The 26,796-nt window shown below is 61.3% G+C and carries 27 protein-coding genes; 9 read left to right on the top strand and 18 right to left on the bottom strand.

The window, feature by feature from the left end; translation table 11 throughout:
- Positions 1-209: 209 nt before the first annotated feature.
- A complete protein-coding gene (gene leuB, locus RL_RS24220; RefSeq protein ID WP_003543987.1) occupies positions 210-1,322 on the bottom strand; it encodes a 3-isopropylmalate dehydrogenase in 1,113 nt (370 codons plus the stop codon).
- Between the two features lie 166 nt (positions 1,323-1,488).
- Between leuB and RL_RS24215 the strand changes: the two genes are divergently transcribed.
- Positions 1,489-2,421 (top strand): pyridoxal-phosphate dependent enzyme, encoded by a 933-nt coding sequence (locus RL_RS24215; protein WP_028742675.1) that lies wholly within the window; start codon positions 1,489-1,491, stop codon positions 2,419-2,421.
- A gap of 60 nt (positions 2,422-2,481) precedes the next feature.
- Here the strand turns inward: RL_RS24215 and leuD are convergent, their stop codons facing one another.
- The 3 genes from leuD to RL_RS24200 form a co-directional block, all read right to left on the bottom strand.
- Complete coding sequence (leuD, locus tag RL_RS24210; RefSeq protein ID WP_003543984.1) at positions 2,482-3,090, bottom strand: 3-isopropylmalate dehydratase small subunit; 609 nt, start codon at positions 3,088-3,090, stop codon at positions 2,482-2,484.
- A gap of 134 nt (positions 3,091-3,224) precedes the next feature.
- The gene (locus RL_RS24205) at positions 3,225-3,647 is read right to left on the bottom strand and encodes a VOC family protein (RefSeq protein WP_011654037.1); all 423 of its coding nucleotides are present in this window, start codon (positions 3,645-3,647) and stop codon (positions 3,225-3,227) included.
- Between the two features lie 127 nt (positions 3,648-3,774).
- The gene (locus RL_RS24200) at positions 3,775-4,008 is read right to left on the bottom strand and encodes a hypothetical protein (protein ID WP_003543980.1); all 234 of its coding nucleotides are present in this window, start codon (positions 4,006-4,008) and stop codon (positions 3,775-3,777) included.
- 138 nt (positions 4,009-4,146) lie between these two features.
- Between RL_RS24200 and RL_RS24195 the strand changes: the two genes are divergently transcribed.
- Both RL_RS24195 and RL_RS24190 read left to right on the top strand, forming a co-directional pair.
- Entirely contained in the window at positions 4,147-5,067 is a 921-nt protein-coding gene (locus tag RL_RS24195; RefSeq protein WP_011654036.1) for an HpcH/HpaI aldolase/citrate lyase family protein, read from the top strand.
- Positions 5,067-5,273 carry a DUF1737 domain-containing protein gene (locus tag RL_RS24190; protein WP_011654035.1) on the top strand — a complete coding sequence of 69 codons (207 nt, stop codon included), beginning with the start codon at positions 5,067-5,069 and terminating at the stop codon, positions 5,271-5,273. Before RL_RS24195 ends, RL_RS24190 begins: the two co-directional genes overlap by 1 nt.
- A gap of 104 nt (positions 5,274-5,377) precedes the next feature.
- Here RL_RS24190 and RL_RS24185 read toward each other — a convergent pair whose 3' ends face one another.
- Entirely contained in the window at positions 5,378-5,815 is a 438-nt protein-coding gene (locus tag RL_RS24185; RefSeq protein WP_003543974.1) for a metallopeptidase family protein, read from the bottom strand.
- A 161-nt stretch (positions 5,816-5,976) separates the two neighbouring features.
- Here RL_RS24185 and RL_RS40675 point away from each other — a divergent pair, with 161 nt between their 5' ends.
- The 5 genes from RL_RS40675 to bfr all read left to right on the top strand — a co-directional run bounded on the left by RL_RS40675 (position 5,977) and on the right by bfr (position 12,811).
- Positions 5,977-6,921 carry an ImuA family protein gene (locus RL_RS40675; protein WP_011654034.1) on the top strand — a complete coding sequence of 315 codons (945 nt, stop codon included), beginning with the start codon at positions 5,977-5,979 and terminating at the stop codon, positions 6,919-6,921.
- Positions 6,833-8,377: a Y-family DNA polymerase gene (locus tag RL_RS24175; protein WP_267970724.1), complete on the top strand. Its 1,545-nt coding sequence runs from the start codon at positions 6,833-6,835 to the stop codon at positions 8,375-8,377. Before RL_RS40675 ends, RL_RS24175 begins: the two co-directional genes overlap by 89 nt.
- A complete protein-coding gene (locus RL_RS24170; RefSeq protein WP_011654032.1) occupies positions 8,374-11,838 on the top strand; it encodes an error-prone DNA polymerase in 3,465 nt (1,154 codons plus the stop codon). The genes RL_RS24175 and RL_RS24170 overlap by 4 nt, the downstream gene beginning before the upstream one ends.
- A 123-nt stretch (positions 11,839-11,961) precedes the next feature.
- Positions 11,962-12,360 (top strand): (2Fe-2S)-binding protein, encoded by a 399-nt coding sequence (locus tag RL_RS37880; RefSeq protein WP_080667645.1) that lies wholly within the window; start codon positions 11,962-11,964, stop codon positions 12,358-12,360.
- A complete protein-coding gene (bfr, locus tag RL_RS24160; RefSeq protein WP_003543950.1) occupies positions 12,326-12,811 on the top strand; it encodes a bacterioferritin in 486 nt (161 codons plus the stop codon). The genes RL_RS37880 and bfr overlap by 35 nt, the downstream gene beginning before the upstream one ends.
- A 135-nt stretch (positions 12,812-12,946) precedes the next feature.
- Here bfr and RL_RS24155 read toward each other — a convergent pair whose 3' ends face one another.
- The 6 genes from RL_RS24155 to rsfS all read right to left on the bottom strand — a co-directional run bounded on the left by RL_RS24155 (position 12,947) and on the right by rsfS (position 18,712).
- A complete protein-coding gene (locus RL_RS24155) occupies positions 12,947-13,480 on the bottom strand; it encodes an RNA pyrophosphohydrolase (protein WP_011654030.1) in 534 nt (177 codons plus the stop codon).
- A gap of 38 nt (positions 13,481-13,518) precedes the next feature.
- Positions 13,519-14,709, bottom strand: a complete 1,191-nt coding sequence (locus RL_RS24150) for a divergent polysaccharide deacetylase family protein (RefSeq protein ID WP_028742674.1) — start codon at positions 14,707-14,709, stop codon at positions 13,519-13,521.
- Positions 14,710-14,783: 74 nt separating this feature from the next.
- On the bottom strand, positions 14,784-16,106 hold the full coding sequence (locus RL_RS24145; RefSeq protein WP_003543943.1) for a S41 family peptidase: 1,323 nt from the start codon (positions 16,104-16,106) through the stop codon (positions 14,784-14,786).
- The gene (locus tag RL_RS24140) at positions 16,096-17,496 is read right to left on the bottom strand and encodes a murein hydrolase activator EnvC family protein (protein ID WP_011654028.1); all 1,401 of its coding nucleotides are present in this window, start codon (positions 17,494-17,496) and stop codon (positions 16,096-16,098) included. Before RL_RS24140 ends, RL_RS24145 begins: the two co-directional genes overlap by 11 nt.
- A gap of 172 nt (positions 17,497-17,668) precedes the next feature.
- Entirely contained in the window at positions 17,669-18,151 is a 483-nt protein-coding gene (gene rlmH, locus RL_RS24135) for a 23S rRNA (pseudouridine(1915)-N(3))-methyltransferase RlmH (RefSeq protein ID WP_011654027.1), read from the bottom strand.
- Positions 18,152-18,268: 117 nt separating this feature from the next.
- The gene (gene rsfS, locus RL_RS24130; RefSeq protein ID WP_032984631.1) at positions 18,269-18,712 is read right to left on the bottom strand and encodes a ribosome silencing factor; all 444 of its coding nucleotides are present in this window, start codon (positions 18,710-18,712) and stop codon (positions 18,269-18,271) included.
- Positions 18,713-18,922: 210 nt separating this feature from the next.
- Between rsfS and RL_RS24125 the strand changes: the two genes are divergently transcribed.
- A complete protein-coding gene (locus RL_RS24125) occupies positions 18,923-19,300 on the top strand; it encodes a winged helix-turn-helix domain-containing protein (RefSeq protein ID WP_011654026.1) in 378 nt (125 codons plus the stop codon).
- Here the strand turns inward: RL_RS24125 and modC are convergent, their stop codons facing one another.
- The 7 genes from modC to obgE form a co-directional block, all read right to left on the bottom strand.
- Complete coding sequence (gene modC / locus RL_RS24120) at positions 19,301-20,368, bottom strand: molybdenum ABC transporter ATP-binding protein (protein ID WP_011654025.1); 1,068 nt, start codon at positions 20,366-20,368, stop codon at positions 19,301-19,303.
- Complete coding sequence (modB, locus tag RL_RS24115; RefSeq protein WP_011654024.1) at positions 20,365-21,066, bottom strand: molybdate ABC transporter permease subunit; 702 nt, start codon at positions 21,064-21,066, stop codon at positions 20,365-20,367. Before modB ends, modC begins: the two co-directional genes overlap by 4 nt.
- A gap of 276 nt (positions 21,067-21,342) precedes the next feature.
- Positions 21,343-22,134, bottom strand: a complete 792-nt coding sequence (gene modA / locus RL_RS24110; protein WP_011654023.1) for a molybdate ABC transporter substrate-binding protein — start codon at positions 22,132-22,134, stop codon at positions 21,343-21,345.
- 494 nt (positions 22,135-22,628) lie between these two features.
- Positions 22,629-23,291, bottom strand: coding sequence for a nicotinate-nucleotide adenylyltransferase (locus RL_RS24105; RefSeq protein WP_028742673.1), 663 nt, complete (start codon positions 23,289-23,291; stop codon positions 22,629-22,631).
- Complete coding sequence (locus RL_RS24100) at positions 23,266-24,549, bottom strand: glutamate-5-semialdehyde dehydrogenase (protein ID WP_011654021.1); 1,284 nt, start codon at positions 24,547-24,549, stop codon at positions 23,266-23,268. Before RL_RS24100 ends, RL_RS24105 begins: the two co-directional genes overlap by 26 nt.
- On the bottom strand, positions 24,542-25,711 hold the full coding sequence (proB, locus tag RL_RS24095) for a glutamate 5-kinase (protein WP_028742672.1): 1,170 nt from the start codon (positions 25,709-25,711) through the stop codon (positions 24,542-24,544). Before proB ends, RL_RS24100 begins: the two co-directional genes overlap by 8 nt.
- The gene (obgE, locus tag RL_RS24090; RefSeq protein ID WP_011654019.1) at positions 25,698-26,792 is read right to left on the bottom strand and encodes a GTPase ObgE; all 1,095 of its coding nucleotides are present in this window, start codon (positions 26,790-26,792) and stop codon (positions 25,698-25,700) included. The genes proB and obgE overlap by 14 nt, the downstream gene beginning before the upstream one ends.
- Between the last annotated feature and the right edge of the window lie 4 nt (positions 26,793-26,796).

The following is a 26,796-nucleotide window of genomic DNA, read 5'->3' as shown; positions in this document are numbered from 1 at the left end:
TTTCTTTGAATTGACGCATGATCCTATGTCGAAAGTTGCTTCCGATTGCGGGATTATGCGCTCGTTAAAATCCGGCGCAAAAATACACGAGATTGTGGCCGAGAATAGTCCGTTTGGGATAATTCGACCAAGCCGGTGCTGCTCGCACTCCTAAGAAAAAGCCCTCCACATGCGGCATGCGAAGGGCCAGAACTGTTTCACGTGAAATATCAGGCGGAAAGCGTCTTGAACTCGGCGAGGATCGCATCGCCCATCTCGACGGTACCGACCTGCCTTGCGCCATCGGCCATGATGTCGCCGGTGCGGATACCCTTGTCGAGCACGTTGGCGATCGCCTTTTCCAGATCGTCGGCTTCCTTCACCAGATTGAAGGAGTAACGCAGGCACATGGCAAAGGAGGCGATCATGGCGATCGGATTGGCGATGCCCTTGCCGGCGATGTCAGGCGCCGAACCGTGCACAGGCTCGTAGAGCGCCTTGCGCTTGCCGGTCTTGCCGTCGGGCGCGCCGAGCGAGGCCGAAGGCAGCATGCCGAGGGACCCGGTCAGCATGGCGGCAACGTCGGAGAGCATATCACCGAAGAGGTTGTCGGTGACGATGACGTCGAACTGCTTCGGCTGGCGCACCAGCTGCATGCCGCCGGCATCGGCCAGCATGTGTTCGAGCTGGACGTCGGAATATTTCGCCTTGTGCGTCTCGGTTACCACCTGGTTCCAGAGCACGCCCGACTTCATGACGTTGCGCTTTTCCATGGAGCAGACGCGGTTCTGCCGCGTGCGGGCCATTTCGAAGGCGACGCCGGCGATGCGCTCGATCTCGTAGGTATCGTAAACCTGCGTGTCGATGCCGCGCTTCTGGCCATTGCCGAGGTCGATGATTTCCTTCGGCTCGCCGAAATAGACGCCGCCCGTCAGCTCGCGGATGATCAGGATATCGAGGCCTTCGACCAGCTCCGGCTTCAGCGACGAGGCCGCAGCAAGGGCCGGATAGCAGATGGCGGGGCGCAGGTTTGCGAAGAGCTGCAGATCCTTGCGCAGGCGGAGCAGACCGGCTTCCGGGCGCACTTCGTAAGGCACGCTATCCCATTTCGGGCCACCGACGGCGCCGAACAGAACGGCATCGGCGGCAAGCGCCTTCTGCATGTCGGCTTCCGAGATGGCAGCGCCATGTGCATCATAGGCGCAGCCGCCGACAAGGCCTTCGTCGGTGACGAAACCGGCATTCATCGCCTCGTTCATATAGGCGATGATTTTGCGGACCTCGCCCATGGCCTCTGGACCGATGCCGTCACCCGGCAGCAGGAAAAGATTGCGTGCTGTCATGAAACCCTCCTGGGAAAAACAAGTTGCGGTTTCTTAGACCCCGGAAATGGGCATTTCAAGCGACAGAAGCGGTGAATCGGTACGCTTCGCTCCGAGCCGCGACGGTTGCTCCTGCGTCCACAAACGAATTAGAACGGTGACCCTATCTTTATCCTGGATGGTTCCCATGCCTTTCGCGCCTCTCCACCTCGACACGCCCTTGCTCCAGACGGCACCTGGCTACAGCGCCAGCGGCAAGCCGCTCTGGCTGAAGCTTGATGCGCTGCAGCCTTCCGGCAGCTTCAAGCTGCGCGGCGTTGGCCGGCTTTGCCAGCACGAGGTGGAAAATGGGGCGCGCGAAATCTTCTGCGCTTCCGGCGGCAATGCCGGCATTGCGGCCGCTTATGCCGGCCGGGCACTCGGGGTGCCGGTCACGATCGTCGTGCCGGATACGACGGCGGCCGACGTACGCCAGACGATTGCCGCAACGGGCGCGAATGTCCTCGTTCATGGTTCGGTTTTTGATGAGGCCAATGCCCATGCGGTCGAGCTCGCCCGGAGCCGCAAGGCAACCTATGTGCACCCCTTCGACCATCCGCTTCTGTGGGATGGCCATGCCACGCTGATTGACGAGGTGGTGGCGAAAGGGGCAAAATTCGATTGCGTGGTCACCAGCGTCGGCGGCGGCGGGCTGCTTGCCGGCATCGTCGAGGGGTTGAAGCGCAACGGGCTTTCCGATGTGCCTGTTATCGCCGTCGAAACGGAAGGGGCAGCTTCGCTCCATGCCAGCCTCAAGGCGAATGAGCGTATCACCCTTCCCGCCATTACCTCGATTGCCAATTCGCTCGGGGCGCGGCAGGTGGCGCAGCATGTCTTCGACCTGCCGCAGCAGCATCCGATCGAAAGTGTTGTCGTCAGCGACGCCGATGCCGTTGCCGCCTGCCTGAAATTTGCCGATGCGCAGCGCATTCTGGTCGAGCCGGCTTGCGGCGCGGCCCTTGCGGTTGCCGATGTGCATGCCGGTCTGCTTCAGCGCTTCGACAATCCGCTTATCGAAGTCTGCGGCGGCATCGGCGTGTCGCTCGAAAAACTCAGGGCCTGGAAAGAAAAGTTTCTTTGACCCACACCAAAGAAAAAGCCGGGCGTAAGCCCGGCTTGATCGGTAGCCGATTGGAAGGGCTCAGGCGGCCCAGGGGTGCGAAGCGGCGTTCTTCTTTTCGAAGCTGTCGATCGCCTTACCCTTTTCCAGTGTCAGGCCGATATCGTCGAGGCCGTTCAGCAGGCAGTGACGCTTGAACTCGTCGAGATCGAACTTGATCAAGCCACCATCGGGGCCGGTGATCTCGAGATTTTCGAGGTCGACGGTCAGGATGGCGTTGGAGCCGCGCGAGGCGTCGTCCATCAGCTTGTCGAGATCTTCCTGGCTGACCTTGATCGGCAGGATGCCGTTCTTGAAACAGTTATTGTAGAAAATATCGGCGAAGCTGGTCGAAATAACGCAGCGGATGCCGAAATCCAGAAGCGCCCAGGGCGCGTGCTCGCGCGAGGAGCCGCAGCCGAAATTGTCGCCGGCAACGAGGATCTTGGCATCGCGATAGGCCGGCTTGTTCAGCACGAAATCCGGGTTTTCTGAGCCGTCTTCGTTATAACGGGCTTCCGCGAAGAGGCCGGTGCCGAGGCCGGTGCGCTTGATCGTCTTCAGATAATCCTTCGGAATGATCATGTCGGTGTCGACGTTGACGACCGGCAGGGGCGCTGCAACGCCCGTGAGCTTCACGAATTTATCCATGACCCATGCTCCATTTCAGCAAATCTACTTCCTGAATTTGCATCTAGTCCAGTTTTTCGCCGAAATGAAGGAGAATCTTTCACAGATGGCGGCCCACGCGACGTTTCGCGCGGTCCGCCGATTGCGCCTGTCCCTTATTTGGACGGTGCGTTCAACCCCCAGAGGACGCCGAACGGATCACGAAGCTGGCCATAGCGGTCGCCCCAGAACATCAGTTCGACCGGCATGACGACTTCGGCGCCGGCGGCAACCGCGCGATCCCACCAGAAGTCGATATCATCGATCACCAGCTGGATTGCAAAGCCTTCATGGCCTTTGAAGGGATGGCCGTATTCGGGATAGGCGTCCGACAGCATCAGGGAACTGCCGTTGATGTAGAGATGCACATGCATCGTTCTGCCGCTCTCGTCGACCGGCACGAGATATGCCTCTTCGGCGCCGAAAGCCTTCTTGTAGAATTCCGCAGCTTTCACCGCGCCGCCGACCGTCAGATAGGGCAGCAGGCCGTTCTTGACCGGTGGCATCTTGGTCGGGTTGCTCTCTGTCGTCGCATCCATGCTTGTCCTCCATTCGTTTTTGAGCGCCGGCTGAATGCCTGGCTGCTTCAAGGACGTAGCATGGAAGCGTGATCCGACAGTGTCGGCCGAAATTTTTCAGCGAACCAAATTTTCAGCGAAAAGGTGATCAGAGATCGATGATCGTGCCGCGGCCGTCGTTCCACACACGCATCTCCGGCTTACCGTTATTTGCCTTGGCGCGGACCGGAGCGGGCTTCATCTTCATCGAAAGCGCGCGTCCGACCATGAGCACGGTCAGGATGCCGCCGACGGCGAGCGTCACCGAGAAGGTGAAAAGCAGCATGGCCACGAAAACGGTGGCGCCGGCAAGCATGAGGAAGATGGAGCGAATGTTCTGCATGGTTAGAGACCTTTCTTCGGAAAGGAATGTGGTCCTTCTCCTTCCTCTCTGCAAGGCAAGCATGGCTTTTTGTTGTTCTGTGGGAGGTTCTGGGGTGGGCTGCTTGCTTCGGCTTTCAAAGCTTGGCACTAATTCGCCATGAGCCGAAACCCCACGACCCGCTCCATCCGCCTGCGCCGTTCGGTGCTGAGCGTGCCTGCCATCAATCCCCGCGCCCTCGAAAAAACCCATGCGGTCGATTGCGATGCGGTGATCTTCGATCTTGAGGATTCCGTGGCGCCGGAAAAGAAGGCGGAAGCGCGGGAAAATCTGAGGAATTTCTTTTCGGCTCGGCCGCTCCAAGGCAAGGAGCGGATCATCCGCATCAACAGTCTGTCCACCGATTTCGGCTTGGCGGACATGGAGCTGGTGACGGCGCTCTGTCCCGATGCCGTGCTGCTGCCGAAGGTCGACGAGCCGCAGGATGTCATGGCGCTCAGTGACCTTCTCTCCGAGGCCGATGCACCGGAAGATCTGCGCATCTGGGCGATGATCGAGACACCGCGCGGCATCCTCAATGCGGCTGTTATCGCCGAAGCCGGGCGCACGCCGGGCTCACGGCTCGATTGTCTCGTCGTCGGGCTCAACGACCTGCGCAAGGAGACCGGCGTGCTGCCGCAGTCGGGGCGGAGCTATCTCGTGCCGTGGCTGATGCAGGTCGTCCTTGCGGTCAGTGCCTATGGGCTCGATGCGATCGACAGCGTCTTCAACGATTTCAGGAACGAACAGGGTTTCGATGCCGAATGTCTGCAGGGCCGGGCCATGGGCTTTGCCGGCAAGATGCTGATCCATCCGGCGCAGATCGAGCCCGCCAACCGCCATTTCGGCCCGGATCCGGCAGCGATTGCGGAAGCGGAGGCGATCATATCAGCCTTTGCCGACCCCGCCTCCGATGGGCTGAACGTCATCAATGCAGGCGGGCGGATGGTCGAGCGGCTGCATCTTGTCCAGGCGGAAAGTCTGGTCCATAAAGCCCACCTGATCGCAGCCCGCCAGGCTGCAGCACGAAAGACGATGTGATGAAACTCTACCGCTTCCTGACCGGTCCCGACGATGCTTCCTTCTGCCATAAGGTCACCGCCGCCCTCAACAAGGGCTGGTCGCTGGAGGGCTCGCCGAGCTATGCCTTCAACGCCGCAACCGGCGCGATGCAGTGCGGCCAGGCCGTCGTCAAGCATGTCGAAGGCAAGGATTACGATCCCGATATGAAGCTCTCCGAGCAGTGAGGTTTTAGCGCATAACCCCGAAAATCGTAATCGATTTTCGGAAAGGATTATGCGTGATTGAAAGTGATAGAGCGTCCTTAGCGCGTCCTTGGACGCGCGGCGCTCTATCGTTCGGCGGCTTCCTCGGCGCTTGCCTCGATCCGCTCCATGTCATCGTCGCTCAGCCCGAAATGGTGGCCGATCTCGTGGATCAGGACGTGGGTGATGATGTCGCCGAGCGTCTCGTCGTTCTCAGCCCAGTAGTCGAGAATGGGACGGCGGTAGAGGCGGATGCGGTTCGGCATCTCGCCGGTTTCCACCGTGAAACGTTCGGAAATGCCCCTGCCCTCGAAAAGGCCGAGCAGATCGAAAGGGGTTTCCAGTGCCATGTCCTCGAAAACGTCGTCATCGGGGAAATCTTCGATCTCGATCGTGAGGTTGGTCGTCAGCTGGCGGAATTCATCCGGGAGATGGCTGTAGGCCTCCATCGCCAGCGACTCGAAGGCGCTGATGGTCGGCGCATGGCGGTCCCGCCAATCATCGCTCTGGTCTATGCGGGCCATGAATATTCCTTCCTTTGCGGGCCCATATAGAACCTTTATCGCCGATTTTCGAGTGCGGAATCAAAGGCAGGAATATTTTCATAGAAAATGGCCGTTGACTCTTCATTAGCTCTCTGGAATCTATAAGAACATAACAGGAACAAGACGGATCGGAGAACGCCATGGCGCAGCACGCCCTGGCGCGCGAGCGGCTTTTTGCGCTCCGCGAAACCATCGCCAGACTGGAGGGAAGGCCCGCGCCGGCGCTTGCCGCAGCGGAACGGGAAGCCCTGGCGGAAGGACGTAAGACCCGCCAGGAGCGCACGCTGCCGCCCCTGCCGTTTGGGGTGGAGTTTCTCGACGGGGCGCTGGAAGGCGGCCTGCCGCTCGATGCGATCACCGAATTCCGTTCCGCTCTGTCTCGCGATGCCGGTGCTGCAAGCGGGCTGGCGATGGCTGTTGCCGCGCGGCTGCAAAAACGGGAGGCGGATGCCGGCCGCCTTCTGCCGTTGCTTTGGATCGGCGATGCCGTTGGCACGCTCGAGGCCGGCCGTCCCTATGCCCCCGGGCTTCGGGATTTCGGTCTGAGCCCGGAGCGGTTTCTCCACGCCGCCCCGCGTAAGCTGGATGAGGCGCTCTGGCTGGCGGAGGTGGCGGTGGAAAGCGCTGCCTTCTCAGCCGTCATCTTCGAAGTGCGGGGCAATCCCGCCCACTTCGGCCTGACCGAAAGCCGCCGGCTCAGTCTCAGGGCGCATGCTGCCCGCCGTCCGCTCTTTCTTGTCCGTCAGGCCGGAGCGGAGGAGGCAAGCAGTGCGGCCTTGCGTCTGCATGTCGAACCAGCCCCGTCCGCTCTGCAGCCGTTGCCGGATGGATCGACACTTTCCGGCAGCATCGGCAATCCGATTTTCCGTCTCACACTGGAGAAGAGCCGAAATCCGGCCCCGCTCTCCTTTCTTCTGGAGTGGAATCCCCATGAACGCGAATTTCTCACTGTCGCCGAACCAAACCTCGTTCGTCCTCCACGCGAACAGTCAGCGCATTCTGGCGCTCAGCTTCCCGCATCTGCCAACGGACCGCATCGCCCGCAAGCGATGGGGTCTCTCCTGGCGTTCGAAAGGGCGTCCTGAGACGCCGCCTATCGTCTGTTCCGGCAAGCTCAACAATGCCATGCGGCTGACGGCACTGGACGAGTTGGCCGAAAGGCTGGGGCTGAAGAAGGAGCTGGGCGTTGCCGAAGCGCGCGCCATGTACCCGATGCTCGAGGTCGCGGAAGAGGATCCGACGGCCGACCGCCGGTTGCTGGAGGCAATTGCCGACTGGTGCGACCGTTATACGCCGCTGGTGGCGTTCGACGGCAAGGACGGCCTGTTTCTCGACATTAGCGGCTGCGCTCATCTTTTCGGCGGTGAAAAGGCGCTTCTTAGGGATGTGCTGTCGCGGCTTTTTCATATGGGGTTCGATGCCCGCGGCGCGATCTCATCGTCGCCCGGCCTTTCCTGGGCCGCGTCCCGCTTCGGGCAAGGCGGCGTGATCGAGGACGAAGAGACGGAACATGTGCTGGTGTCCTTGCCGGTTGCAGCCTTGCGGCTGGAGGGACAAACCGTCGATGCCCTGAAGAAGCTCGGTCTGAAATATATCGGCGACGTCATCGATGCACCGCGAGCGCCGCTGACCCGCCGGTTCGGCCCGGAGCTGCTTCTGCGTCTCGACCAGGCGCTGGGACGTGAAGAGGAGCCGGTCTCGCCCCGGCGTCCTGTTGCCAGCCTCTCGGCCGAAAGCCGGCTGATCGAGCCCATCGGGACGGAAGAGCAGATCCTTGCCGTCACCAGGCAGGTCGCCTTATCGCTGCAGCCGTCGCTGGAGACGCGGGGGGCTGGCGGGCGGGTGTTCGAACTGGTCCTGTTCCGCGTCGACGGCAGGGTCTTTCGTATCTCCGTCGGCGCTTCGCAGCCGCTTCGCGAACCAAAGTTCATCGCCGGACTTTTTTCCGAGCGATTGCAGGCGGTCTATGACGATCTCGATGCCGGCTATGGTTTCGAGATCCTGCGGTTGAATGTGTTGCGGCACGATCCCTTCAACGAGGCGCAGGGTGATTTCGAGGGCGACCGTCAGGGAGAGATCTCGCTATCGGCCTTCGTCGACCGGGTCTCGGCCCGGCTTGGTGCGGATTGCCTGCAAAGCTTCCAGCTCCGCGAGAGCCATGTGCCGGAACGCGCCGTCATCACGGTTCCTGTGATGGAGAGCCTTCCCAGGCGGAAGGCAGCGCAGGACATCTCTCTTCCTTTCCGCGAAGAGCGCCCGTTGCGACTCTTTGCAACGCCGGAGCCCGTCGAGACCATACTTGCCGAAGTGCCCGATGGTCCGCCCCAGATCTTCCGCTGGCGGCGCATTCAGCATCAGGTGGCAAGAAGCGAAGGGCCGGAACGGATTGCCATGGAATGGTGGATCGATGGGGGTGATGCCGAGGCGCGTGACTATTTCCGCATCGAGGACGAGACCGGACATCGCTTCTGGATCTATCGGCGGGGCTTTTATGGCCGGGAACTCGATCCCCGCTGGTTCATGCACGGTGTGTTTGCATGAAGAGCGAACCTGCATTTTTCGAGATCGGCACAAGGACGAATTTCTCGTTTCTTGAAGGCGCTTCCGGCCCGGAGGAGATGGTCGTACAGGCTGCTCATCTCCGGCTCGGCGGTCTCGGGATTGCGGACCGGAATTCGGTTGCCGGCGTGGTGCGGGCGCATGCGCAGGCGGAGCAGCTTGAGGAGAGATATAAGAACAGGGATGAGATTATGGCCCAAGCGAAGAAGGAAGGAAAAGAGGCGGAGATCCTCGATCCTATCCGGATTCAGCCGGGCGCCCGTCTCGTCTTTTCCGATGGAACGCCTGATATCCTCGCCTATCCATGCAATCGACGGGGCTGGGCGAACCTTTGTCGTCTTCTCACCGCCGGCAATCTGAAGGAAGAAGCGGTAAAGGGAAGCTGCATCCTGACGGAAGCGGAACTCATGAAATGGGGGGACGAGATGATGCTTGCCCTCGTTCCCGATCGCACCCTTGCCGGTCATCAGGCGGGTCAGTCGACGCTGGAAGATTATCTGGAACGGTTTCGCAGACGCTTCCGCAAGGCTTTTTATATGGCGCTGGCGCCAGCCTATGATGGCCGCGACAGGCAGGTCTTTGCAGTGCTTGCCATGCTTGCCGCTCGAAACCGTGTGCCGCTGATTGCAACCAACCAGCCGCTTTACCACCATCCTGAACGCCGGCCGCTTTCGGATGTCGTGATCGCGATCCGGGAGCATGTACAGATAGCACAAGCCGGATTTCTGCTGGCGCCGAATGCCGAGCGCTACCTCAAGGATTCACGTGAAATGACCCGGATCTTCCGGGACTATCCTAATGCGGTCGAGAATACGCAGGTATTTTTCGACAGGTTGATCTTCTCCCTGAAGGAACTGGAGCACAATTATCCGCCAGAAAACGATCCCGGCGAAACGCCGCAGGAGACACTCGAAAGGCTGACGAGAGCGGGAGCCGCTAGACGCTATCCCGAGGGTATCCCGCCCAAGGTGGCGCAACAGATCGATTATGAACTCGATCTCATTAAAAAGAAGAAATATGCCTCTTATTTCCTGACAGTTCACAGGATCATCCAACACGCCCGCTATAAACTTAATATCCTATGCCAGGGACGCGGATCGGCGGCAAATTCGGTCATCTGCTATTGCCTCGAAATAACGGAAGTCGATCCCGAAAAGAGCACGCTGCTCTTCGATCGCTTCATTTCGATGGATCGCGACGAACCGCCGGATATCGATGTCGATTTCGAGCATGACCGGCGTGAAGAGGTCATTCAATTCATTTACGAAAACTACAAAAGAGAACATGCCGGGCTGACGGCGGGCGTGACCACCTACCGCACCCGCTCGGCCGGCCGCGAGGTTTCCAAGGCCTTCGGGCTGTCGGAGGATGTCCAGTCGGCGATCAGCAGCCTCGTCTGGGGTTGGTCGGAGGACAATCTCTCCGAACGGGATGCAAAGGCGGCGGGACTCGACATCAAGGATCCGGTGACCCGAAACGTTCTTCAGTATGCTTCCGAACTTCTCGGCTTCCCGCGCCACCTCACCCAGCATGTCGGCGGCTTTGTTATTACGCGGGACAGGCTCGACGAGGTGGTGCCGATCATGAAGACGGCGATGCCGGATCGCTACATGATCGAGTGGGACAAGGACGACCTCGACAACGTCAAGATCCTCAAGGTGGATGTGCTGGCGCTCGGCATGCTGACCTGCCTGCGAAAAGCCTTCTCGCTGCTTGAATTGCATTACGACGTAAAGAAGACGCTCGCAGATCTCGGCAACAAGGAGCATGGAGACGAAGGCGAGCCGGTTTACGAGATGATGGGCCGGGCCGATACGCTCGGCGTCTTCCAGATCGAAAGCCGGGCGCAGATGAGCATGCTGCCGCGTCTCAAGCCGAAGGTGTTTTACGATCTCGTCATCGAGGTGGCGATCGTGCGGCCAGGCCCGATCCAGGGCGATATGGTGCATCCCTATCTGAAGCGCCGGGAGCAGCGGGCCAAGAACATTCCGATCGAATATCCGAGTCCGGAACTAAAAGATGTCCTAAAGAGAACTCTCGGAGTTCCTCTGTTCCAAGAGCAAGCCATGCAGATCGCCATCACTGCAGCAGGCTTCAAGCCAGCGGAAGCCGATCGCCTCAGACGGTCGATGGCGACATTCAAGAGAACAGGCACAATCGATAATTTTAAAAAGCGTTTCGTCGATGGGATGATCGAAAATAACTACGCCCGCGAATTCGCGGAACAGTGTTTCAAGCAAATCAAGGGCTTCGGTGAATATGGTTTTCCAGAAAGCCATGCCGCTTCCTTCGCGCTGCTCGTCTATGCCTCCTCATGGCTCAAGGCCTATTATCCCGACATCTTCTGCGCGGCGATGCTGAATTCCCAGCCGATGGGCTTTTATGCGCCGGCGCAGCTGGTCCGGGATGCACGCGAGCACGGAGTAAAGATCCTGCCGGTCGATATCAATGAATCGAACTGGGATTGCGATCTGGAAGAGGCCGCTTTCGATCGGAATGCCGTCGATTTTCGACATCATGAGATGCGCGAGATCATCAAGACCCGGCATGCGGTGCGGCTCGGCTTCCGGCAGATCAAGGGTCTCTCGACAGACGATATGGAACGGCTCGTCGATAATCGAGGCGAAGGCTACAGCTCGGTGCGGGATCTCTGGCTGCGGTCCGGTCTGCAGAAGTCGGTCATCGAGCGACTGGCGGATGCCGATGCGTTCCAATCCCTCAAACTGTCACGACGCGAGGCGCTCTGGGCGGTGCGGGCGCTGGATGTGAAGAGCGCGGCCGAGGAATTGCCGCTTTTCGAGCAGGTCCGCCATGTCGACCTCCAGGCCGAGCCCGTAGCGAAGCTGCCGGAAATGCTGCCGGGAGAGCAGGTTATCGAGGATTATCGTTATCTCTCACTGTCGCTGAAGGCGCACCCCGTCTCCTTCCTGCGCGAGGAATTGCGCAAGGCTGGCGTGACGCGCAGTGTCGATCTGTTGAAGGTCGCGAACGGGCAGAGGGTGACGATCGCGGGCCTCGTGCTGGTGCGCCAGCGGCCGGGTTCGGCCAAAGGCGTGATCTTCATGACGCTGGAAGACGAGACCGGCGTGGCCAATGTGATCGTCTGGTCGAAAATGTTCGACAAATACCGGTCGGTCGTGATGGGCGCCCGGCTGGTAAAAGTCCGCGGCAGGCTGCAAAGCCAGAGCGGGGTGATCCATACTGTCGTCGAGCATATCGAGGACATGACGCCGGCGCTCGGTATCCTGCAACGCGAGGCCCGGCGTTTCGGCGTCTGCGAGCGGGCAGACGAGGTGCTGAGGCCGGGTGCCGATCAGCGGCAGAAAAAGCTTGCGAATGTGCAGGAAAGGGCGGAGCTGGAAAAACGGATGGTTGCCACAGGCCGCCATGCGGGCGCGACGGAAACCGCTGAGGTGATGCCGCGCGGACGCAACTTCCATTGAAGTGCGTCGCCAGCGATCAGAACCATGCAGCGCGCCTTCACTGCCTTATGGCGTCATCCCTATGAAACCGCTGCATAATCCCGTACGACATGCATGAGGGTCTCATCCGCGCACCGCTGTTTGATGCTGCAGGACTCGAATTTTTTCTTGACAGCCACCATCTTCTTTAGCAGAAAACACGATAGTCAGTGTCATGTTTGGAATGAAGACGTGCTCGTCTGCAGCTGCAATTATATAACCGACAAAGAAATCCGGGAGGTTATCACCAACCTTCTCGATGAAGACTGTTGGCAGCTTATCGTGCCTGCGAAGGTCTATCACGCCATGGAAAAACGCGGCCGCTGCTGCGGCTGTTTCCCCAACGTCGTCGACATCATTATCCAGACGACCGAGGAATATCACGCCCGTCGCCACTCGACGGAGACCGAAATATTTGATTTCATGTCCCGCTTGAAACAATTCCATGAGGAAAACAGGAGAGCGGACATTGAAAGGCGACAAAAAGGTCATCGAGCGGCTTAACGAGGCGTTGTTCCTCGAACTCGGTGCGGTCAACCAATATTGGGTTCATTACCGTCTTCTTGAAGACTGGGGTTACACCAAGCTCGCCAAGAAGGAGCGCGCCGAATCAATCGAAGAGATGCACCATGCCGACCGGCTTGTTGCACGCATCATCTTCCTCGAAGGCCATCCCAATCTGCAGACCCTTGCACCTCTGCGCATCGGCCAGAACGTCAAAGAAGTTCTGGAAGCCGATCTTGCCGGCGAGTACGACGCTCGTGCGGCCTACAAAAAGTCGCGCGATATCTGTCATGACGCAGGCGATTACGTTTCCATGAAACTTTTCGAGGAGTTGCTGGCGGACGAGGAAGGTCATATCGACTTCCTCGAAACACAGATCGACCTGCTCGAGAAAATCGGCGAGAGCAAATACGGCCAGCTCAACGCCGATTCCGCCAACGAAGCCGAATAATATTCGAACGAGATGCCGGCCGCCCATGGCGGCCGGAATTCCCCGATCTGACACGGTTGAACGCAAATCGGTGCGGTCGGCCTCCTTCGGAGGCATCGTTACCGAGCGCAAACGGAGGTGGTCATCCTGCCGTGATCAATCTTCCGATTGAAGTGTTTCCAAGTGCTGGAACTCGGCCACCACCTGGTCGTAGACGGCGCGCTTGAAGGGCACGATCAGCCCCGGCAGTTGCCGCATCGGCTTCCATTCCCAAGCATCGAATTCCGGTTCATGGCCGCCAGGCGGCGGGTTGATTGCGATCTCGTTGTCGTCGCCGTCGAAGCGGAAGGCGAACCAGCGCTGCGTCTGGCCGCGGAATTTCCCCCTGAGCCCGATGCCGATCAGTGCCGGCGGCAAATCATAGTTGATCCAGTCTCTCGCTTCGGCAAGCAGGGTCACCGTCTTGATGCCGGTCTCCTCGTAGAGCTCGCGATAGGCGGCGTCCAATGGATCCTCGCCCTTGTCGATGCCCCCCTGCGGCATCTGCCAGAGCTGTGGGGAGCCGTCATATTCGGAATTGCCGTCGGAGATGCGTCTTCCCGCCCAGACGAGGCCATCGCGGTTCAGGATCATCACGCCGACGCAGGGGCGGTAGGGCAGATCCTCGGCTTTCACGGTCGCCTGGCTCATCTTCTTCTCCGTTCTGGGATTCTTCTCAGGGATCCATCTCAAGGATTCCTGGGGTCGTTTGAAAGGGCGGCAACGCCGACGATCTCGATGCCGCGCATCGCGGCCTCCTCGCTCCATTTGGCGATGGCGTCAACGCTCTCATCGAAAGCCGAGGCGACGCCGATCGCCTGGCCGTTCTTGCGGGCGATGCGCTCGAGCTCGTCGAGCTTCTTCAGGACGGCGTTGATATCGAGCTGGCCGTCGAGCTGCAGGTCGGCGAAGGCATAGGGCAGTTCGGTTCCCTTGGCGATCGCCGCCGTCTTCGACTGCGCCGATGTACCATCGTCAAGAAACAGCAACCCGCGCTTGCCGATGTCGCGCATGACAGGTTCCATGGCGGCGGGATCAGACAGGAAACGGCCGCCGAGATAATTCATGACGCCGGTATAGTTGGTGATCTCGCCCATCGCCTTGTGCAGGTTTTCGATGTTGCGGGCAGCCGACTTCGTGGTCAGCAGCGTTTCGGGGCCCGGATCGTTCGCCGGATAATCAAAGGGCTCGAGCGGCACCTGGAGAAGGATCTCGTGACCGCCGCGGCGGGCTTCCTGCATCCAGCGCTGCAGGCTGTTGCCGCTTGCGGCAAAAGCGAAAGTGATCTCTTCCGGCAATTCCGCGATGGCGCGCTGCGTTCCGGTCTGGCTGAGCCCGAGGCCGCTGACGACGATGGCGATGCGGACGCCGCGCGCGCCGGACGAGGGACGCGCATATTGATCCATCGGCCGCCGGCCATCGGGGCCGACGATCGGCAGCCTGCCAAAAGGCGTCTCTTCGAGCAGTGCTTCATTGGGCTGGGCTGCCATGCGCGGATCCTGGCCGATCTGCATGGCGTCGACCAGCACCGGCCCGCCGCCGTCACGCGTGCGAGGGCTGTATTTGGTGACGACCGAGCCGTCGCCGGTGACCATCTGCTCGACATTGGCGCCCGAGCGCGGGTCGGCGCGGGGCATACCGTCTGCCGCTTGGCCGGCCGTCGGCGGCTGAGGAGTATTGGCAGGGGGTGTTGCGGCTTGTTCGCCCGTCGGCGGTTTGGTGCGTTCGAGCTCATCGCCGCGAAATGCCGTATAGAGGGAAAAGCCGCCTATCGCAAAAAGACAAAGACTGGCGGCGATACGGCCGAGGCGCAGGATACCTGGGCGCCGGCTGCCGGTTTTGCGGTTGCGGCCCAAAGGCGCATGCAGGTCCGTTCCCAATTTTTCGCCCGCTCCAAAATCGGGAAACAGCAGAAAGGGTCAAGGCCGGGCGAGTGCCCGGCCTTGAGTTGCGATTACTTGGCGACGACGGCCTTGTCCGGGTTCGGCGGGAAGGCCGGATCGGTCTTCTTGCCGCGCAGGAGGTCGAGCGCGTAGTTCAGTTGAACGTCGTCCTTCGGATCCGGCGGGACGTAGGCAACGGAGCCCGAACCTTCGTCCGTCTCGCTCTGGCCCTTGATGTGGCCGCGCAGGCTGGATTCGCCTTCGGTCACCATCTTGCCCTGCAGTTCCTCCGGCAGCGGTTCCTCGACTTTGATGTCGGGGGTGATGCCGGTGCCCTGGATCGAGCGGCCCGACGGCGTGTAGTAGAGCGCAGTGGTCAGGCGCAGCGCGCCGTTTTCACCGAGCGGGATGATCGTCTGGACGGAGCCCTTGCCGAAGGAGCGCGTGCCGAGAACCGTGGCACGGCGCAGATCCTGAAGAGCGCCAGCGACGATTTCCGATGCGGAAGCCGAACCGCCGTTGATCAGCACGATCACCGGCTTGCCATCCGTCAGGTCGCCCGGGCCTGCATTGAAGCGGCGGGTTTCATCCGGATTGCGGCCGCGGGTCGAAACGACTTCGCCACGCTGCAGCAGGGCATCGGAGACGTTGATCGCCTGGTCGAGCAGACCGCCCGGATTGAGGCGCAGGTCGAGAACATAACCCTTCAGCTTGTCGGCCGGAACGGTGTCCTTGATCTTCTTGATCGCCTTTTCCATGTCGGGATAGGTCTTCTCGGTGAAGGAGATGATGCGGAGATAACCGACATCGTCCTCGACACGCGACTTGACTGCCTGGACGGCGACGACGTCACGGACGATCGTCAGCTCGATCGGCTTGTCGGCACCCTTGCGGATCAGCGTCAGTTTGATCGGCGTGTTGACGGCGCCGCGCATCTTCTCGACGGCGTCTTCCAGCTTCAGGCCGCGCACTGACTGGCCGTCGATCTCGGAGATGTAGTCGCCGGCGAGAACACCGGCCTTGGCGGCGGGCGTATCGTCGATCGGGGTGATGACCTTGACGAGTTCGTCTTCCATCGTGACTTCGATGCCGAGGCCGCCGAACTCACCCTTGGTCTGGGTGCGCATGTCCTCGGCGTCCTTCGCATTCATGTAGCTCGAATGCGGATCGAGCGAGGACAGCATGCCGTTGATGGCGTTCTCGATCAGCTTGTCTTCCGCAGGCGGCGTCACATATTGCGCACGCACACGCTCGAAGACATCTCCGAAAACCGAAAGTTCCTTGTAGGTCGAGGACCCGGCCGCTTCTGCCGGCACACCCGCCGAGTAAATGACGCTCATTGCGGTCGCACCCATCAATGCGCCGACCAGAACAAGAGAAGCCCTACGAATCATTGCGTGCCTTTCCAGTGTCTTTGGCGGTCCACCACGGCCGGGAATCGACCGGTTTACCGTCCTTTCGAAATTCAATGTAAAGCGTTGGCCGGTTCGTTTCCAGCGCCAATGCAGTTGCGCTTGCCACTCTTTTCGCGCCCATCACGGCAAGCGGCTCGCCGGAGAAAACGAATTTTCCCTGACGGGTATTGATCGTATCCATTCCCGAGAGAACCAGGTGGTATCCATCGCCCGCGTCGAGGATGATCATCTGGCCGTAACTGCGGAATGCGCCGGCGAAAACCACCAGACCATCCGCAGGCGCCGTCACCACTGTCTCTGGATTGGTGGCGACCGTCATTCCCATGGCCTCGTGCCCGGTGCCGTCGGCATCGCCGAACTGGCGCAGGATATCGCCCGTAACGGGCACCTCCAATTTCGCCTTCAATTCTCCGAAGGGATATGCGGGCGCAATGCGGTTTTTATCGGGCACGCCGCTGTCGGCAAGCGCCTTGGCCTGGGCGCGCTGCTCGTCCGTCAGCAGCTTGCGGTTCTCCTCGGCCTGACGGGCGGCAGCGGCGGCATCCCGCACCGAAGCGATCTCGGATTCCATCGAGTCGACCAGGCCTTCGAGGCTGGTCGCCTTGCCTGCCAGCTCCTCGGAACGTTTCCTTTCGGCCCCGAGTTCGGCGGCGTTGCTGCGGCTGAGCTTGTCGTTTTCGGCAAGCAGCAGGTCCATGCGCCGTTCTTCCTCGATGCCATCAGTCATCGTCCCGGTCAGCGAGGTCTTCTCGGCAGCACTTGCGGTCTGCAATGCGGCGAGGCTTGCGAGGTCTGCGGCAAGCTTGTCGGTCTCCTTGCGGATGCCGGGCACGACGGCGCCGAGCAGAATGGCGCTGCGCACGGAGGCGAGCGCATCGTCGGGGGTAACGAGCAAAGCGGGCGGCGGGTTACGGCCCATGCGCTGGAGCGCTGCCAGCACCTCGGCCAGCAGGCCGCGGCGCTCGTGCAGAGAACGGCGGATGCCATCCTCCTTGACGCCGAGATCGGCAAGTTTCTTCTCGCTTTCGAGGATCTGCTTTTCGAGCGCCTTGCGGCGGGCAGCGGAATCGATCAGTGCCTGGCGGATGCTTTCCGTGCTCTTTTCGAGATCGGCGATGCTCTGCTGAAGCGCGCTCACCTTGTCGGTGGAGAGGTTGATCGTCTTCGACAGGGTTTCGAGTTCGGCACGGGTCTGGTCACGCTTGGCGGCAAGTTCGGCCGCAGGATCGGGCGGCGCCGGCTCGGCTGCCGGCGGCGGTGCGGATTGTGCCGCCTCGGGCGCGGCATCCTGCGCCCGGACGATGAACGGATTTGCCGACATGACAATCACCGCCACACCGACGCCGGCCGCGATAGCCGGCAGGATCATGCGGTGTCGCCTGGTGGATGCTCTCGTCATGCGTGTTGGGGCACTTTCTCAAATCGCGCGGAGACTAAGCTGATTTGGTGCGCTTTGCCATAAGGTTTGCAGGAGAACGGGCTGCCTAGCAAAACACGGCTGCGTGACATTGCGATTACCGACGCATCGGGCCGACGCGGCATCAGACGCGGTGATAGGGATGGCCGGACAGGATGGTGACGGCGCGATAGAGCTGTTCGGCGATCAGCGTGCGCACGAGCTGGTGCGGCCAGGTCATCTTGCCCAGGCAGAGCGTGGCGTCGGCACGGTCGTAGAGGGAGGGGTCGAGGCCGTCGGCGCCGCCGATCGCGATGGTCAGCTCGCGTTTGCCTTGGTCGCGATAGGAGCCGAGCAGGTTTGCGAAGGCTTCGCTGTCGAGCGCCTTGCCGCGTTCATCGAGAAGAATGAGGATGCTGCCATCGGCAAGCGATTTCAGAAGCATCGCCGCCTCTTCACGCTTGCGGGTCTCCGCATTGGAGGCCCGGCTTTCGGCAACTTCGGCAACGCGGGTCAATTCGAGACCGACGGCAGGGCCGGCCTTGGCAAAACGGTCGAAATAACGGGCGGCAAGATCCTTTTCCGGGCCGGACTTCAGCCGTCCCACCGCAAAAAGACCTATTCGCATTCATCCGCTCCCGCTCATGCGGCACATCGGGCGCACACTACGCCACCGGCCGGCTTGTCTGTTTGCCGGCCAGCCAATGCCACGTCTCAGGCGCCGGACAGAATGCCGGCTTGCCTGTTAGTGCCGTGTTTCTTCGTCCATATCCGGAGCCGCCCACATCTTTTCGATGTTGTAGAACTCGCGGATTTCGGGACGGAACACATGCACGATAATGTCACCAGTGTCGATCAGGACCCAATCGCCGCCTTCCTGACCTTCGACGCGGGCCGTACCGAGGCCGTCGTCCTTAAGGTCGGTGAGCAGGTGATCCGAGATCGCCATGACATGCCTGTTCGAGCGGCCGGAGACGACGATCATGTAGTCTCCCAGCGCCGATTTTCCGGCAATGTCGATGGTGACGATATCTTCAGCTTTGGAGTCCTCGAGGCTGGCGAGGACGGTTTCTAGGGCACGGGCGGCGGCATCGGCGCCACGTTCCGCACTCTTCGGGATAACGGCGAGCGTTTTTCCCTTGGCGTGTACTGTTGTCAGTGCTTTCCCTTTCCTGGAATGACAAACTATGCACAACACAGATCCGATCACGACCGGATCATGGTTAAGATAGGCATCAAACCATTAATGTTTCAAGACATGCTAAGGTACAGAACGGCCGAAAATCCGATCTGCCGTTCGAATTGAAGTATTTGACCGCTCGGGGCGGCCTCGTGCGGGCGGTGTACAGTTTCCATGCCGTAGCGTAAAGTGCGGCAAATTCCACGATCTCCAGATTCAATGACCGACTCAGCCGCAAAAACACTCGTGCCCGTCCTGCGAATCAGCTTCCCGGACGAGGATCGTCTTGGCCATGGCAAGATGGAACTGCTGGAGCATATCCGCCAGACCGGATCGATCTCGGCGGCCGGGCGGGCGATGGACATGTCCTATCGGCGGGCGTGGCTGCTGGTCAGCGAGATGAACCGGATGTTTAACGAACAGGTGGTGGAATCGCAGCGCGGCGGGCAGAAGGGCGGCGGCGCGGCGCTGACGCCGTTCGGCGAGGAATTGCTCGAGCGTTTCCGCCGGATGGAAAAGACGGTGCGGACCAGCCTTGCTGAGGACCTCGCCTGGCTCGAGGCCAAGCGCAACCTGCAGCAGGGCGAGCACGGCTGATCAAGCCTCCAGGGCAACTGTCTTGATGATGGCGAAGATCGCCCTTCCCTGTCGAAGATCCAGACGCTCGCAGGACAGTGTGGTGATCCGGGAAAGAATGATATCGCCGCCGCAATCGAGCCGGATTTCCACCGTTCCGTCCTCGGTCGATGACATCCCGTCTATCCTTGCTTCCAGGATATTCAGCGCGCTGAGCCCCTCGGGCCTTGTGGTCGCCAGCATGACATCGCGGGAGGGGATGCGGATGCGGACCGATTTGCCGGGCGCAAGGGCCGCACCCGGAATATGGACCTGACAGGATTTCAGCGCGACCGTCGATAGATGGTGCCGCGCATCGAAGCTTTCCACCGTGCCTTCCAGCAGTGCGCCTGCCTCGCGCCGGTCGGAGGCGGTGGAGGGGCGGCTCAATATGTCGATGGCGGGGCCGGTCGCTTCCACCTTGCCGTCGCGCATGACGACGACCTGGTTTGCCAGCCGCGCCACCTCGGCGATCGAGTGGCTGACATAGACGATCGGTATGTCGGTTTCGTCGCGTAATCGCTCGAGATAAGGCAGAATCTCGGCCTTGCGGGCATCATCGAGGGCAGCGAGCGGCTCGTCCATCAACAGCAGGCGGGGCGAGGAGAGAAGTGCGCGGCCGATGGCGACGCGCTGCTTCTCGCCGCCGGACAGCTTCGCGGGGCTGCGCTCCAGCAGCGTCTCGATACCGAGCAGGTCGACGATGTGGTCGAAGCTCTCACCGTGTGCCGTTCTCGCCGCGAACCAGCGGCCATAGGTGAGATTGGCGCGAATGCTGAGATGCGGGAAAAGCCGGGCCTCCTGGAAGACATAACCGAAGCGGCGGCGATGTTTCGGGACGAAGATGCCGGTTGTGGTTTCGGTCAGGGGCTCGCCGTCGAGGACGACACGGCCTTCGTCCGGGCGGGCAAGGCCGGCGATAATGCGGATCATCGAGGTCTTGCCGGAGCCGGAGCGGCCGAACAGCGCGGTGACGCCGCGCTCGGAGGTGAATGCGGCATCGAGCGAAAAGGCGTCGAGCCTCTGTTTTGCCTCGACGATCAGCGTCATTCCGGGTCGATCCTCCGGCCGGCGAGACGGGCGAGGAATTCGGAGGCGAGCAGGGCGGCCATCGAAATGACGACGGCGACGAGCGTCAGGCGGAGCGCGCCGGCATCGCCGCCCGGCACCTGGGTGAAGGTGTAGATCGCCGCCGACAGCGTCTGGGTTTCGCCCGGAATGTTGGAGACGAAGGTGATCGTCGCGCCGAATTCGCCCATCGCCTTGGCAAAAGAGAGGATCATGCCGGCGATGATGCCGGGCAGGGTCAACGGCAGTGTGATCGTCAGGAAAACCCAGACAGGGCCGGCGCCGAGCGTTCCGGCCGCCTCTTCCAGCTTGCGGTCGACCGCCTCGATCGACAGGCGGATGCTGCGCACCATCAGCGGAAAGGCCATGATGGCGCAGGCCAAGGCCGCGCCCGTCCAGCGGAAGGAGAGAACAATGCCGAAATACTGGTCGAGCAGGCTGCCGATCGGACCGCGGCGGCCAAACAGGATGAGGAGAAGAAAACCGGTGACGACCGGAGGCAGGATCAGCGGCAGGTGAACGACGCCGTTCAGCACCGACTTGCCCCAGAAGCGGCCACGGGCAAGCAGGAGAGCAACGAGGATGCCGAAGGGTAGGCTCGCCAGCATGGCGACAATCGAGACGCGCAGGCTGAGCAGGATCGCCGTCCATTCCTCATTGCTCAAGCCCAATATGTTCAAATGCGATGCTCTCCCTGGAAATCCGCCATCACCCGATGCCTGCCCCTCATCCGCCTGCCGGCACCTTCTCCCCGCTCGCGGGGCGAAGGGGAATAGCCGCAACCTCTCCGTCCCTCGCTAACGTCTCGCTGGGCACGTCCCCTCGCCCCGTTTACGGGGAGAGGGTTAGGGTGAGGGGCAACATCGGCACGAACCAGACTGCTATCTGCGGCTCGCCTTATTGAGTCTTCACGCTAAGCGGTCACTGTCGATTCCGCAATCATCTCAACTTCTCAATCATTTCAGTGTGGTGAAACCCTGCGCCGTGAAGAAGGCGGCTGCCTTGTCGGATTTCAGGAAGTCGAGATAGGCTGATGCATCCGGGTTCTTGCTCTCGGCGAGGATCGCGATCGGATAGATGATCGGCGGATGGGACTCGGCGGGGAAGGTGCCGACGACGGCGACACCCTTATCGGCTGCGGCATCCGTCTGATAGACGATGCCATAAGGCGCTTCGCCGCGCGAAACGAGGGCAAGGGCAGCGCGCACGCTTTCGGCGCCGGCGACCTTGGTTTCGACCGATTTCCAGACGCCGAGCCTTTCGAGCGCGGCCATGCCGTATTTGCCGGCCGGAACCGATTTCGGTTCACCCATGGCAAGCTTGCCGTCACCCAAAAGGCCGGCGAGATCGAAGCCTTGCTTGACATCGACCGGTTTTGCCTTGTCCTTTTCGGCAACGAGCACAATCTTGTTGCCAAGCAGGTTGGAGCGGGTGTCGGCCTTGATCAGTTTCTTCTTGGCGACGTAATCCATCCAGTCGAGGTCGGCCGAGATGAAGACATCGGCAGGGGCCGCGTTTTCGATCTGCTTGGCTAGCGCGCCGCTTGCCGCATAGGAGGCGACGGGTTCCTTGCCGCTTTCCTTTGCCCAGGCGGCATTGGCGGCGTCGAGCGCATTCTTGAGGCTCGCCGCCGCAAAGACGGTAAGTTTTTCGGCTGCGGCGGCAGGCGCCGGAAGCGCTGTCGCGCCAAGCCAGAGGACTGCGATCGCGGCGGTCGCCAGTTTCATCCATTGGCGGCGGTTTTGCATAATTCATTCCCCGGAGTTCGAAATATTGCGACGAATATAACGGGCCGCGCGCCTTGGCTAGGGATATATCCAAGAAAATATAACCGTATCGGGCGCTCGCGTTCGCAGCGGCGCCACGTTCACGCATTCGTGAGGTGCATGGCTTCCGCCGAAAGTGAGATCAGCAGGGCGAAAATACCTGAAGTCAGTTTGCAAACCGCAAGGACTCCCTGCGACCGAGGCCGGTTCCTTAATTTTTGCTAATAAAAACGGCAATGGGGAAGCCAAACCCGCCTCGAGATTTGCATCGGGTGCATTGCTGCAATGCACCAATCGATATTCATCTTCGTGCGAAATATGCTACAACACACTCATCGACACGGCTTCTCCTCCTCCCATAGCCGTTCGATAGGGTCGACAACACTCCTCCTCCCAGTTGTCGATCGAGTTTATAAGCCCGACGGATCTCCTCCCCCGTCGGGCTTTCTCGTTTTCGGGATCTTCTGAAAATTAGGCTATTCGGCGTCGCTGTGCGACGAGCCGTTGCGGATTGCCGTCGAGCTTAGGCCGGAGCGCGGTCCGTGGATGAAGGTCCAGGCTGGCGCACGTTTCTTCCAGAGAACACGGGCATCGTCCTCGTCGACACGGGCGAAACCGAAGGTCCTGGCCATTTTCGAAGACAGGAAGGATAGCGTCGCGCCCGGCCGGTCGATCACCGCGATCGGGAAGGTGCGGGCAATCTCCTGCCATTTCTGCCATTTGTGAAAGGTCTGCAGGCTGTCGGCGCCCATGATCCAGATGAAATGCACATGCGGATTGCGTGCCTTGACCCGGGCAAGCGTGTTGGCGGTGTAGCTGGTACCGAGCGTCTGTTCGAAGGCGGTGACCTTGATGCGGGGATCAGCGGCAACACGCTCGCTTTCGGCGAGGCGCTCGGCAAGCGGGGCAAGCTGGTTGCGGCTCTTCAGCGGATTGCCGGGTGTGACCATCCACCAGAGCTGGTCGAGGCGGAGCCGCTTGATGGCAATCTCGGCGACGAGCGCGTGGCCCTGATGCGGCGGATTGAACGAGCCGCCGAACAGACCGACGACCATGCCGCGCTCGCTGTGCGGCATGCGGAGATAGCGCCGGTCCACATTCTCGGTCGTCACGTCAGGGCCGCGTCTGTCCGGCACCATGCACCCGATATTTGAAAGAGGTGAGCTGTTCGACGCCGACGGGGCCACGGGCATGCATCTTGCCGGTGGCGATGCCGATTTCCGCACCCATGCCGAACTCGCCGCCATCGGCAAACTGCGTCGAGGCATTGTGCAGCAGGATCGCCGAATCGACCTCGGTGAAGAAGCGTGCGACGACGTCAGGGTCCTCGGCGATGACCGCCTCGGTGTGGTTGGAGGAATATGTCTGGATATGGGCGATGGCGCCCGATATGCCGTCGACGACGGCAACGGAGATGATCGCGTCGAGATATTCCGTCGACCAGTCCTCCTCGGTTGCAGGCTTCATGCCAGGCGCGACCTTCAGCACCGTTGGCGAAGCACGGATCTCGCAGCCGGCATCGGTGAGAGCTTCGAGCAGCGGTGTCAGATGCGTGCCGATCGCGGCGCCATCGACGAGCAGGGTTTCGACCGCGCCGCAGATACCGGTGCGGCGCATCTTGGCGTTGACGATGATCTTCTTCGCCATCTCGATATCGGCCGAGGCATCGACATAGATATGGCAAAGGCCTTCGAGGTGGGCGAATACCGGCACGCGAGCCTCGCTCTGCACCCGGGCAACCAGGCTCTTGCCGCCGCGCGGCACGATCACGTCGATCGCGCCGTCGAGGCCGCGCAGCATGGCGCCGACGGCAGCGCGGTCGGTGACCGGCACGAGCTGGATAGCATGCTCTGGAAGTCCCGCCGCCTTCAGACCCTTGACCAGGCAGGCATGGATAGCCTGCGATGAACGGCGCGAATCCGAGCCGCAACGCAGGATGACAGCATTGCCCGCCTTGAGGCAGAGGGCGCCGGCATCCGCGGTAACGTTCGGGCGGCTTTCGAAGATCACGCCGATGACACCGAGTGGCGTACGGACGCGCTCGATCTTCAGGCCGTTCGGCCGGTCCCAGGCAGCGATGACTTCGCCGACCGGATCGGCAAGGGCGGCGATGGCGCGGATTCCCTCGGCCATTTCGGCGACGCGCTTGTCGTTCAGCGTCAGCCGGTCGACGAAGGAAGCGAGCATCTCGGTGCCTTCGATGTCCTTCAGGTCCTTGGCGTTCTCGGCAAGAATATGCGCCTTGTTCGCCAGGATCGCATCGGCCATGGCGTTCAACGCGCTGTTCTTCGCCTCGGTGGACGCAAAGCCCAGCGGTCGTGCGGCAGCCTTTGCCTTGCGGCCGATATCGTTCATCAGCACGTCAATGTCAGGGCCCGGCGCAACGGTATCAAGCATAGCTCGCGTCCTTCTTCTGCCTTTCCGATTTCGAACCGATCTGCGCGGTCATCACCATGTCGTCGCGATGGACCATGGCGGCGCGTCCGGGATAACCGAGAATGGTCTCGATCTCCGCCGACTTGCGGCCGGCAATCCGACGGGCGTCGTCGGCATCGTAGCTTACCAGGCCGCGGGCGATCTCGCGGCCGGCCGGGCCGATGATCGCCACCGTGTCGCCGCGGCTGAAGAGGCCGGAAACGCTGCGAACGCCGGCGGGAAGCAGGCTCTTGCCGGCGCCGAGGGCTGTGACGGCGCCGTCATCGACATGCAGTTCGCCGGCCGGCTGCAGCTGTCCGGCAATCCAGGTCTTGCGGGCGGTAACGGGTGTGCCCGACGGCGCAAACCAGGAGGAACGCGCGCCGTTTTCGATCGCCGACAGAGGGTTCTCGGTCTTGCCGGAGGCGATGATCATCGCGCAGCCTGATGCCGTCGCAATCTTGCCGGCATCGATCTTGGTACGCATGCCGCCACGCGAAAGCTCGGAGGCCGCGCCTCCGGCCATTGCCTCGATCTCGGGGGTGATTTCAGCAATCGTCTCAAGGAACGTTGCGTTCGGATCGAGATGGGGCGGCGCGGTGTAGAGACCGTCGATATCGGAGAGAAGAATGAGCAGATCGGCGCCGGTCATCGTCGCGACGCGGGCGGCCAGCCGGTCGTTGTCGCCGTAGCGGATCTCGCTGGTGGCGACCGTGTCGTTTTCATTGATGATCGGCACGGCGCCGATCTTCAAAAGCTGATTGATGGTGGCGCGCGCATTGAGATAGCGACGGCGCTCCTCGGTATCGCCGAGCGTCAGCAGGATCTGGCCGGCGACGATCTCGTCGCGCGACAGGCTTTCCGACCAGGCGCGGGCCAGCGCGATCTGGCCGACGGCCGCCGCCGCCTGGCTTTCCTCAAGCTTCAGCGCGCCGGAGGGCAGGTCGAGCACCGAGCGGCCGAGCGCGATTGCGCCCGAGGACACGACGAGCACGTCGATACCCTTGGCCTTCAGGCCGGAGATATCGGCGCACATGGCGTCGAGCCAGGCCTTCTTCAGCCCGGCCTTGCGGTCGACCAGAAGCGCGGATCCGATCTTGATGACGATGCGGCGGTAGCGGCCAAGCGGCTTACGGCTGGTCATCGCCCTCGTCTCCACCCTTGTCCTCGCCCTCATCGGTGACGACCATGTCGCGATGGCGCAGCTTCGGCACCTTGGCCGGCTTCTCCTCGGTATTGGCTTCGACGATGATGTCGCGCAGCGCACGCAACACCTCGGTCATGCCTTTGCCGGTGACGGCCGAAATCTGGAATGGCGTCTTGCCGCAGGCCTTGGCCAATTCCTTGGTCTTCTTCTTCAGTTCGGCATCGTCGAGCACGTCGATCTGCGACAGCGCCACGATCTCAGCCTTGTCGGTCAACTCGTTTCCGTAGGCTTCGAGTTCGTGCTTGACCGTCTTATAGGCCTTGCCGACCTTTTCTTCCTGGGCGGAGATGAGGTGCAGCAGCACGCGGGTGCGCTCGACATGGCCGAGGAAACGGTCGCCGATGCCGACCCCCTCATGGGCGCCTTCGATCAGGCCCGGAATGTCGGCCAGGATGAATTCGCGCTCGTCGATGGTGGCGACCCCGAGATTGGGATGCAGTGTGGTGAAGGGATAGTTGGCGATTTTCGGCCGGGCGCGGGTGACTGATGCCAGGAAGGTCGACTTGCCGGCATTGGGCAGGCCGACGAGGCCGGCATCGGCAATCAGCTTCAGGTGCAGCCAGATGGTCTTTTCCTCGCCGGGCAGACCGGGATTGGCCCAATCCGGCGCCTGATTGGTCGAGGTCTTGAAATGGGCATTGCCGAAGCCGCCATTGCCGCCATGGGCGAGACAGTAACGCTGGCCTTCGACGGTCAGGTCGCAGATCAGCGTTTCCTGGTCTTCCTCGAAGATCTGGGTGCCCACGGGGACCTTCAGCGTCACGTCGCTGCCATTGGCGCCGGTGCGGTTCCTGCCCATGCCATGGGTGCCGATCGTCGCCTTGAAATGCTGCTGATAGCGGAAATCGATCAGCGTGTTGAGGCCGTTGACGGCCTCGACCCAGACGTCGCCGCCGCGTCCGCCATCGCCGCCATCCGGGCCGCCGAACTCGATGAATTTCTCGCGTCGGAAGGAAACGCTGCCGCCGCCGCCGTCCCCGGACTTGATATAGACCTTTGCTTCGTCGAGAAATTTCATTTTA

Origin of the sequence: Rhizobium johnstonii 3841, assembly GCF_000009265.1 — a bacterium.
GTDB classification, from domain to species: domain Bacteria; phylum Pseudomonadota; class Alphaproteobacteria; order Rhizobiales; family Rhizobiaceae; genus Rhizobium; species Rhizobium acaciae.
The sequence above is the reverse complement of the archived record's forward strand: the minus strand, read 5'-3'. Positions and strand labels throughout refer to the sequence as shown.

What these genes read in the sequence shown, in the direction of transcription:
- RL_RS24140 (WP_011654028.1), bottom strand. Translation starts at nt 17,496, where the DNA reads ATGATCCTGCCGGCTATCGCGGCCGGCGTCGGTGTGGCGGTGATTGTC.
- RL_RS24145 (WP_003543943.1), bottom strand. Translation starts at nt 16,106, where the DNA reads ATGATTCGTAGGGCTTCTCTTGTTCTGGTCGGCGCATTGATGGGTGCG.
- RL_RS24200 (WP_003543980.1), bottom strand. Translation starts at nt 4,008, where the DNA reads ATGCAGAACATTCGCTCCATCTTCCTCATGCTTGCCGGCGCCACCGTT.
- modA (WP_011654023.1), bottom strand. Translation starts at nt 22,134, where the DNA reads ATGCAAAACCGCCGCCAATGGATGAAACTGGCGACCGCCGCGATCGCA.
- RL_RS24215 (WP_028742675.1), top strand. Translation starts at nt 1,489, where the DNA reads ATGCCTTTCGCGCCTCTCCACCTCGACACGCCCTTGCTCCAGACGGCA.
- RL_RS24190 (WP_011654035.1), top strand. Translation starts at nt 5,067, where the DNA reads ATGAAACTCTACCGCTTCCTGACCGGTCCCGACGATGCTTCCTTCTGC.
- RL_RS40675 (WP_011654034.1), top strand. Translation starts at nt 5,977, where the DNA reads ATGGCGCAGCACGCCCTGGCGCGCGAGCGGCTTTTTGCGCTCCGCGAA.
- modC (WP_011654025.1), bottom strand. Translation starts at nt 20,368, where the DNA reads ATGACGCTGATCGTCGAGGCAAAACAGAGGCTCGACGCCTTTTCGCTC.
- RL_RS24100 (WP_011654021.1), bottom strand. Translation starts at nt 24,549, where the DNA reads ATGCTTGATACCGTTGCGCCGGGCCCTGACATTGACGTGCTGATGAAC.
- RL_RS24105 (WP_028742673.1), bottom strand. Translation starts at nt 23,291, where the DNA reads ATGGTGCCGGACAGACGCGGCCCTGACGTGACGACCGAGAATGTGGAC.
- leuB (WP_003543987.1), bottom strand. Translation starts at nt 1,322, where the DNA reads ATGACAGCACGCAATCTTTTCCTGCTGCCGGGTGACGGCATCGGTCCA.
- rlmH (WP_011654027.1), bottom strand. Translation starts at nt 18,151, where the DNA reads ATGCGAATAGGTCTTTTTGCGGTGGGACGGCTGAAGTCCGGCCCGGAA.
- leuD (WP_003543984.1), bottom strand. Translation starts at nt 3,090, where the DNA reads ATGGATAAATTCGTGAAGCTCACGGGCGTTGCAGCGCCCCTGCCGGTC.
- proB (WP_028742672.1), bottom strand. Translation starts at nt 25,711, where the DNA reads ATGACCAGCCGTAAGCCGCTTGGCCGCTACCGCCGCATCGTCATCAAG.
- RL_RS24185 (WP_003543974.1), bottom strand. Translation starts at nt 5,815, where the DNA reads ATGGCCCGCATAGACCAGAGCGATGATTGGCGGGACCGCCATGCGCCG.
- RL_RS24170 (WP_011654032.1), top strand. Translation starts at nt 8,374, where the DNA reads ATGAAGAGCGAACCTGCATTTTTCGAGATCGGCACAAGGACGAATTTC.
- RL_RS24195 (WP_011654036.1), top strand. Translation starts at nt 4,147, where the DNA reads ATGAGCCGAAACCCCACGACCCGCTCCATCCGCCTGCGCCGTTCGGTG.
- obgE (WP_011654019.1), bottom strand. Translation starts at nt 26,792, where the DNA reads ATGAAATTTCTCGACGAAGCAAAGGTCTATATCAAGTCCGGGGACGGC.
- RL_RS24155 (WP_011654030.1), bottom strand. Translation starts at nt 13,480, where the DNA reads ATGAGCCAGGCGACCGTGAAAGCCGAGGATCTGCCCTACCGCCCCTGC.
- RL_RS37880 (WP_080667645.1), top strand. Translation starts at nt 11,962, where the DNA reads ATGCTGCAGGACTCGAATTTTTTCTTGACAGCCACCATCTTCTTTAGC.
- RL_RS24205 (WP_011654037.1), bottom strand. Translation starts at nt 3,647, where the DNA reads ATGGATGCGACGACAGAGAGCAACCCGACCAAGATGCCACCGGTCAAG.
- RL_RS24125 (WP_011654026.1), top strand. Translation starts at nt 18,923, where the DNA reads ATGACCGACTCAGCCGCAAAAACACTCGTGCCCGTCCTGCGAATCAGC.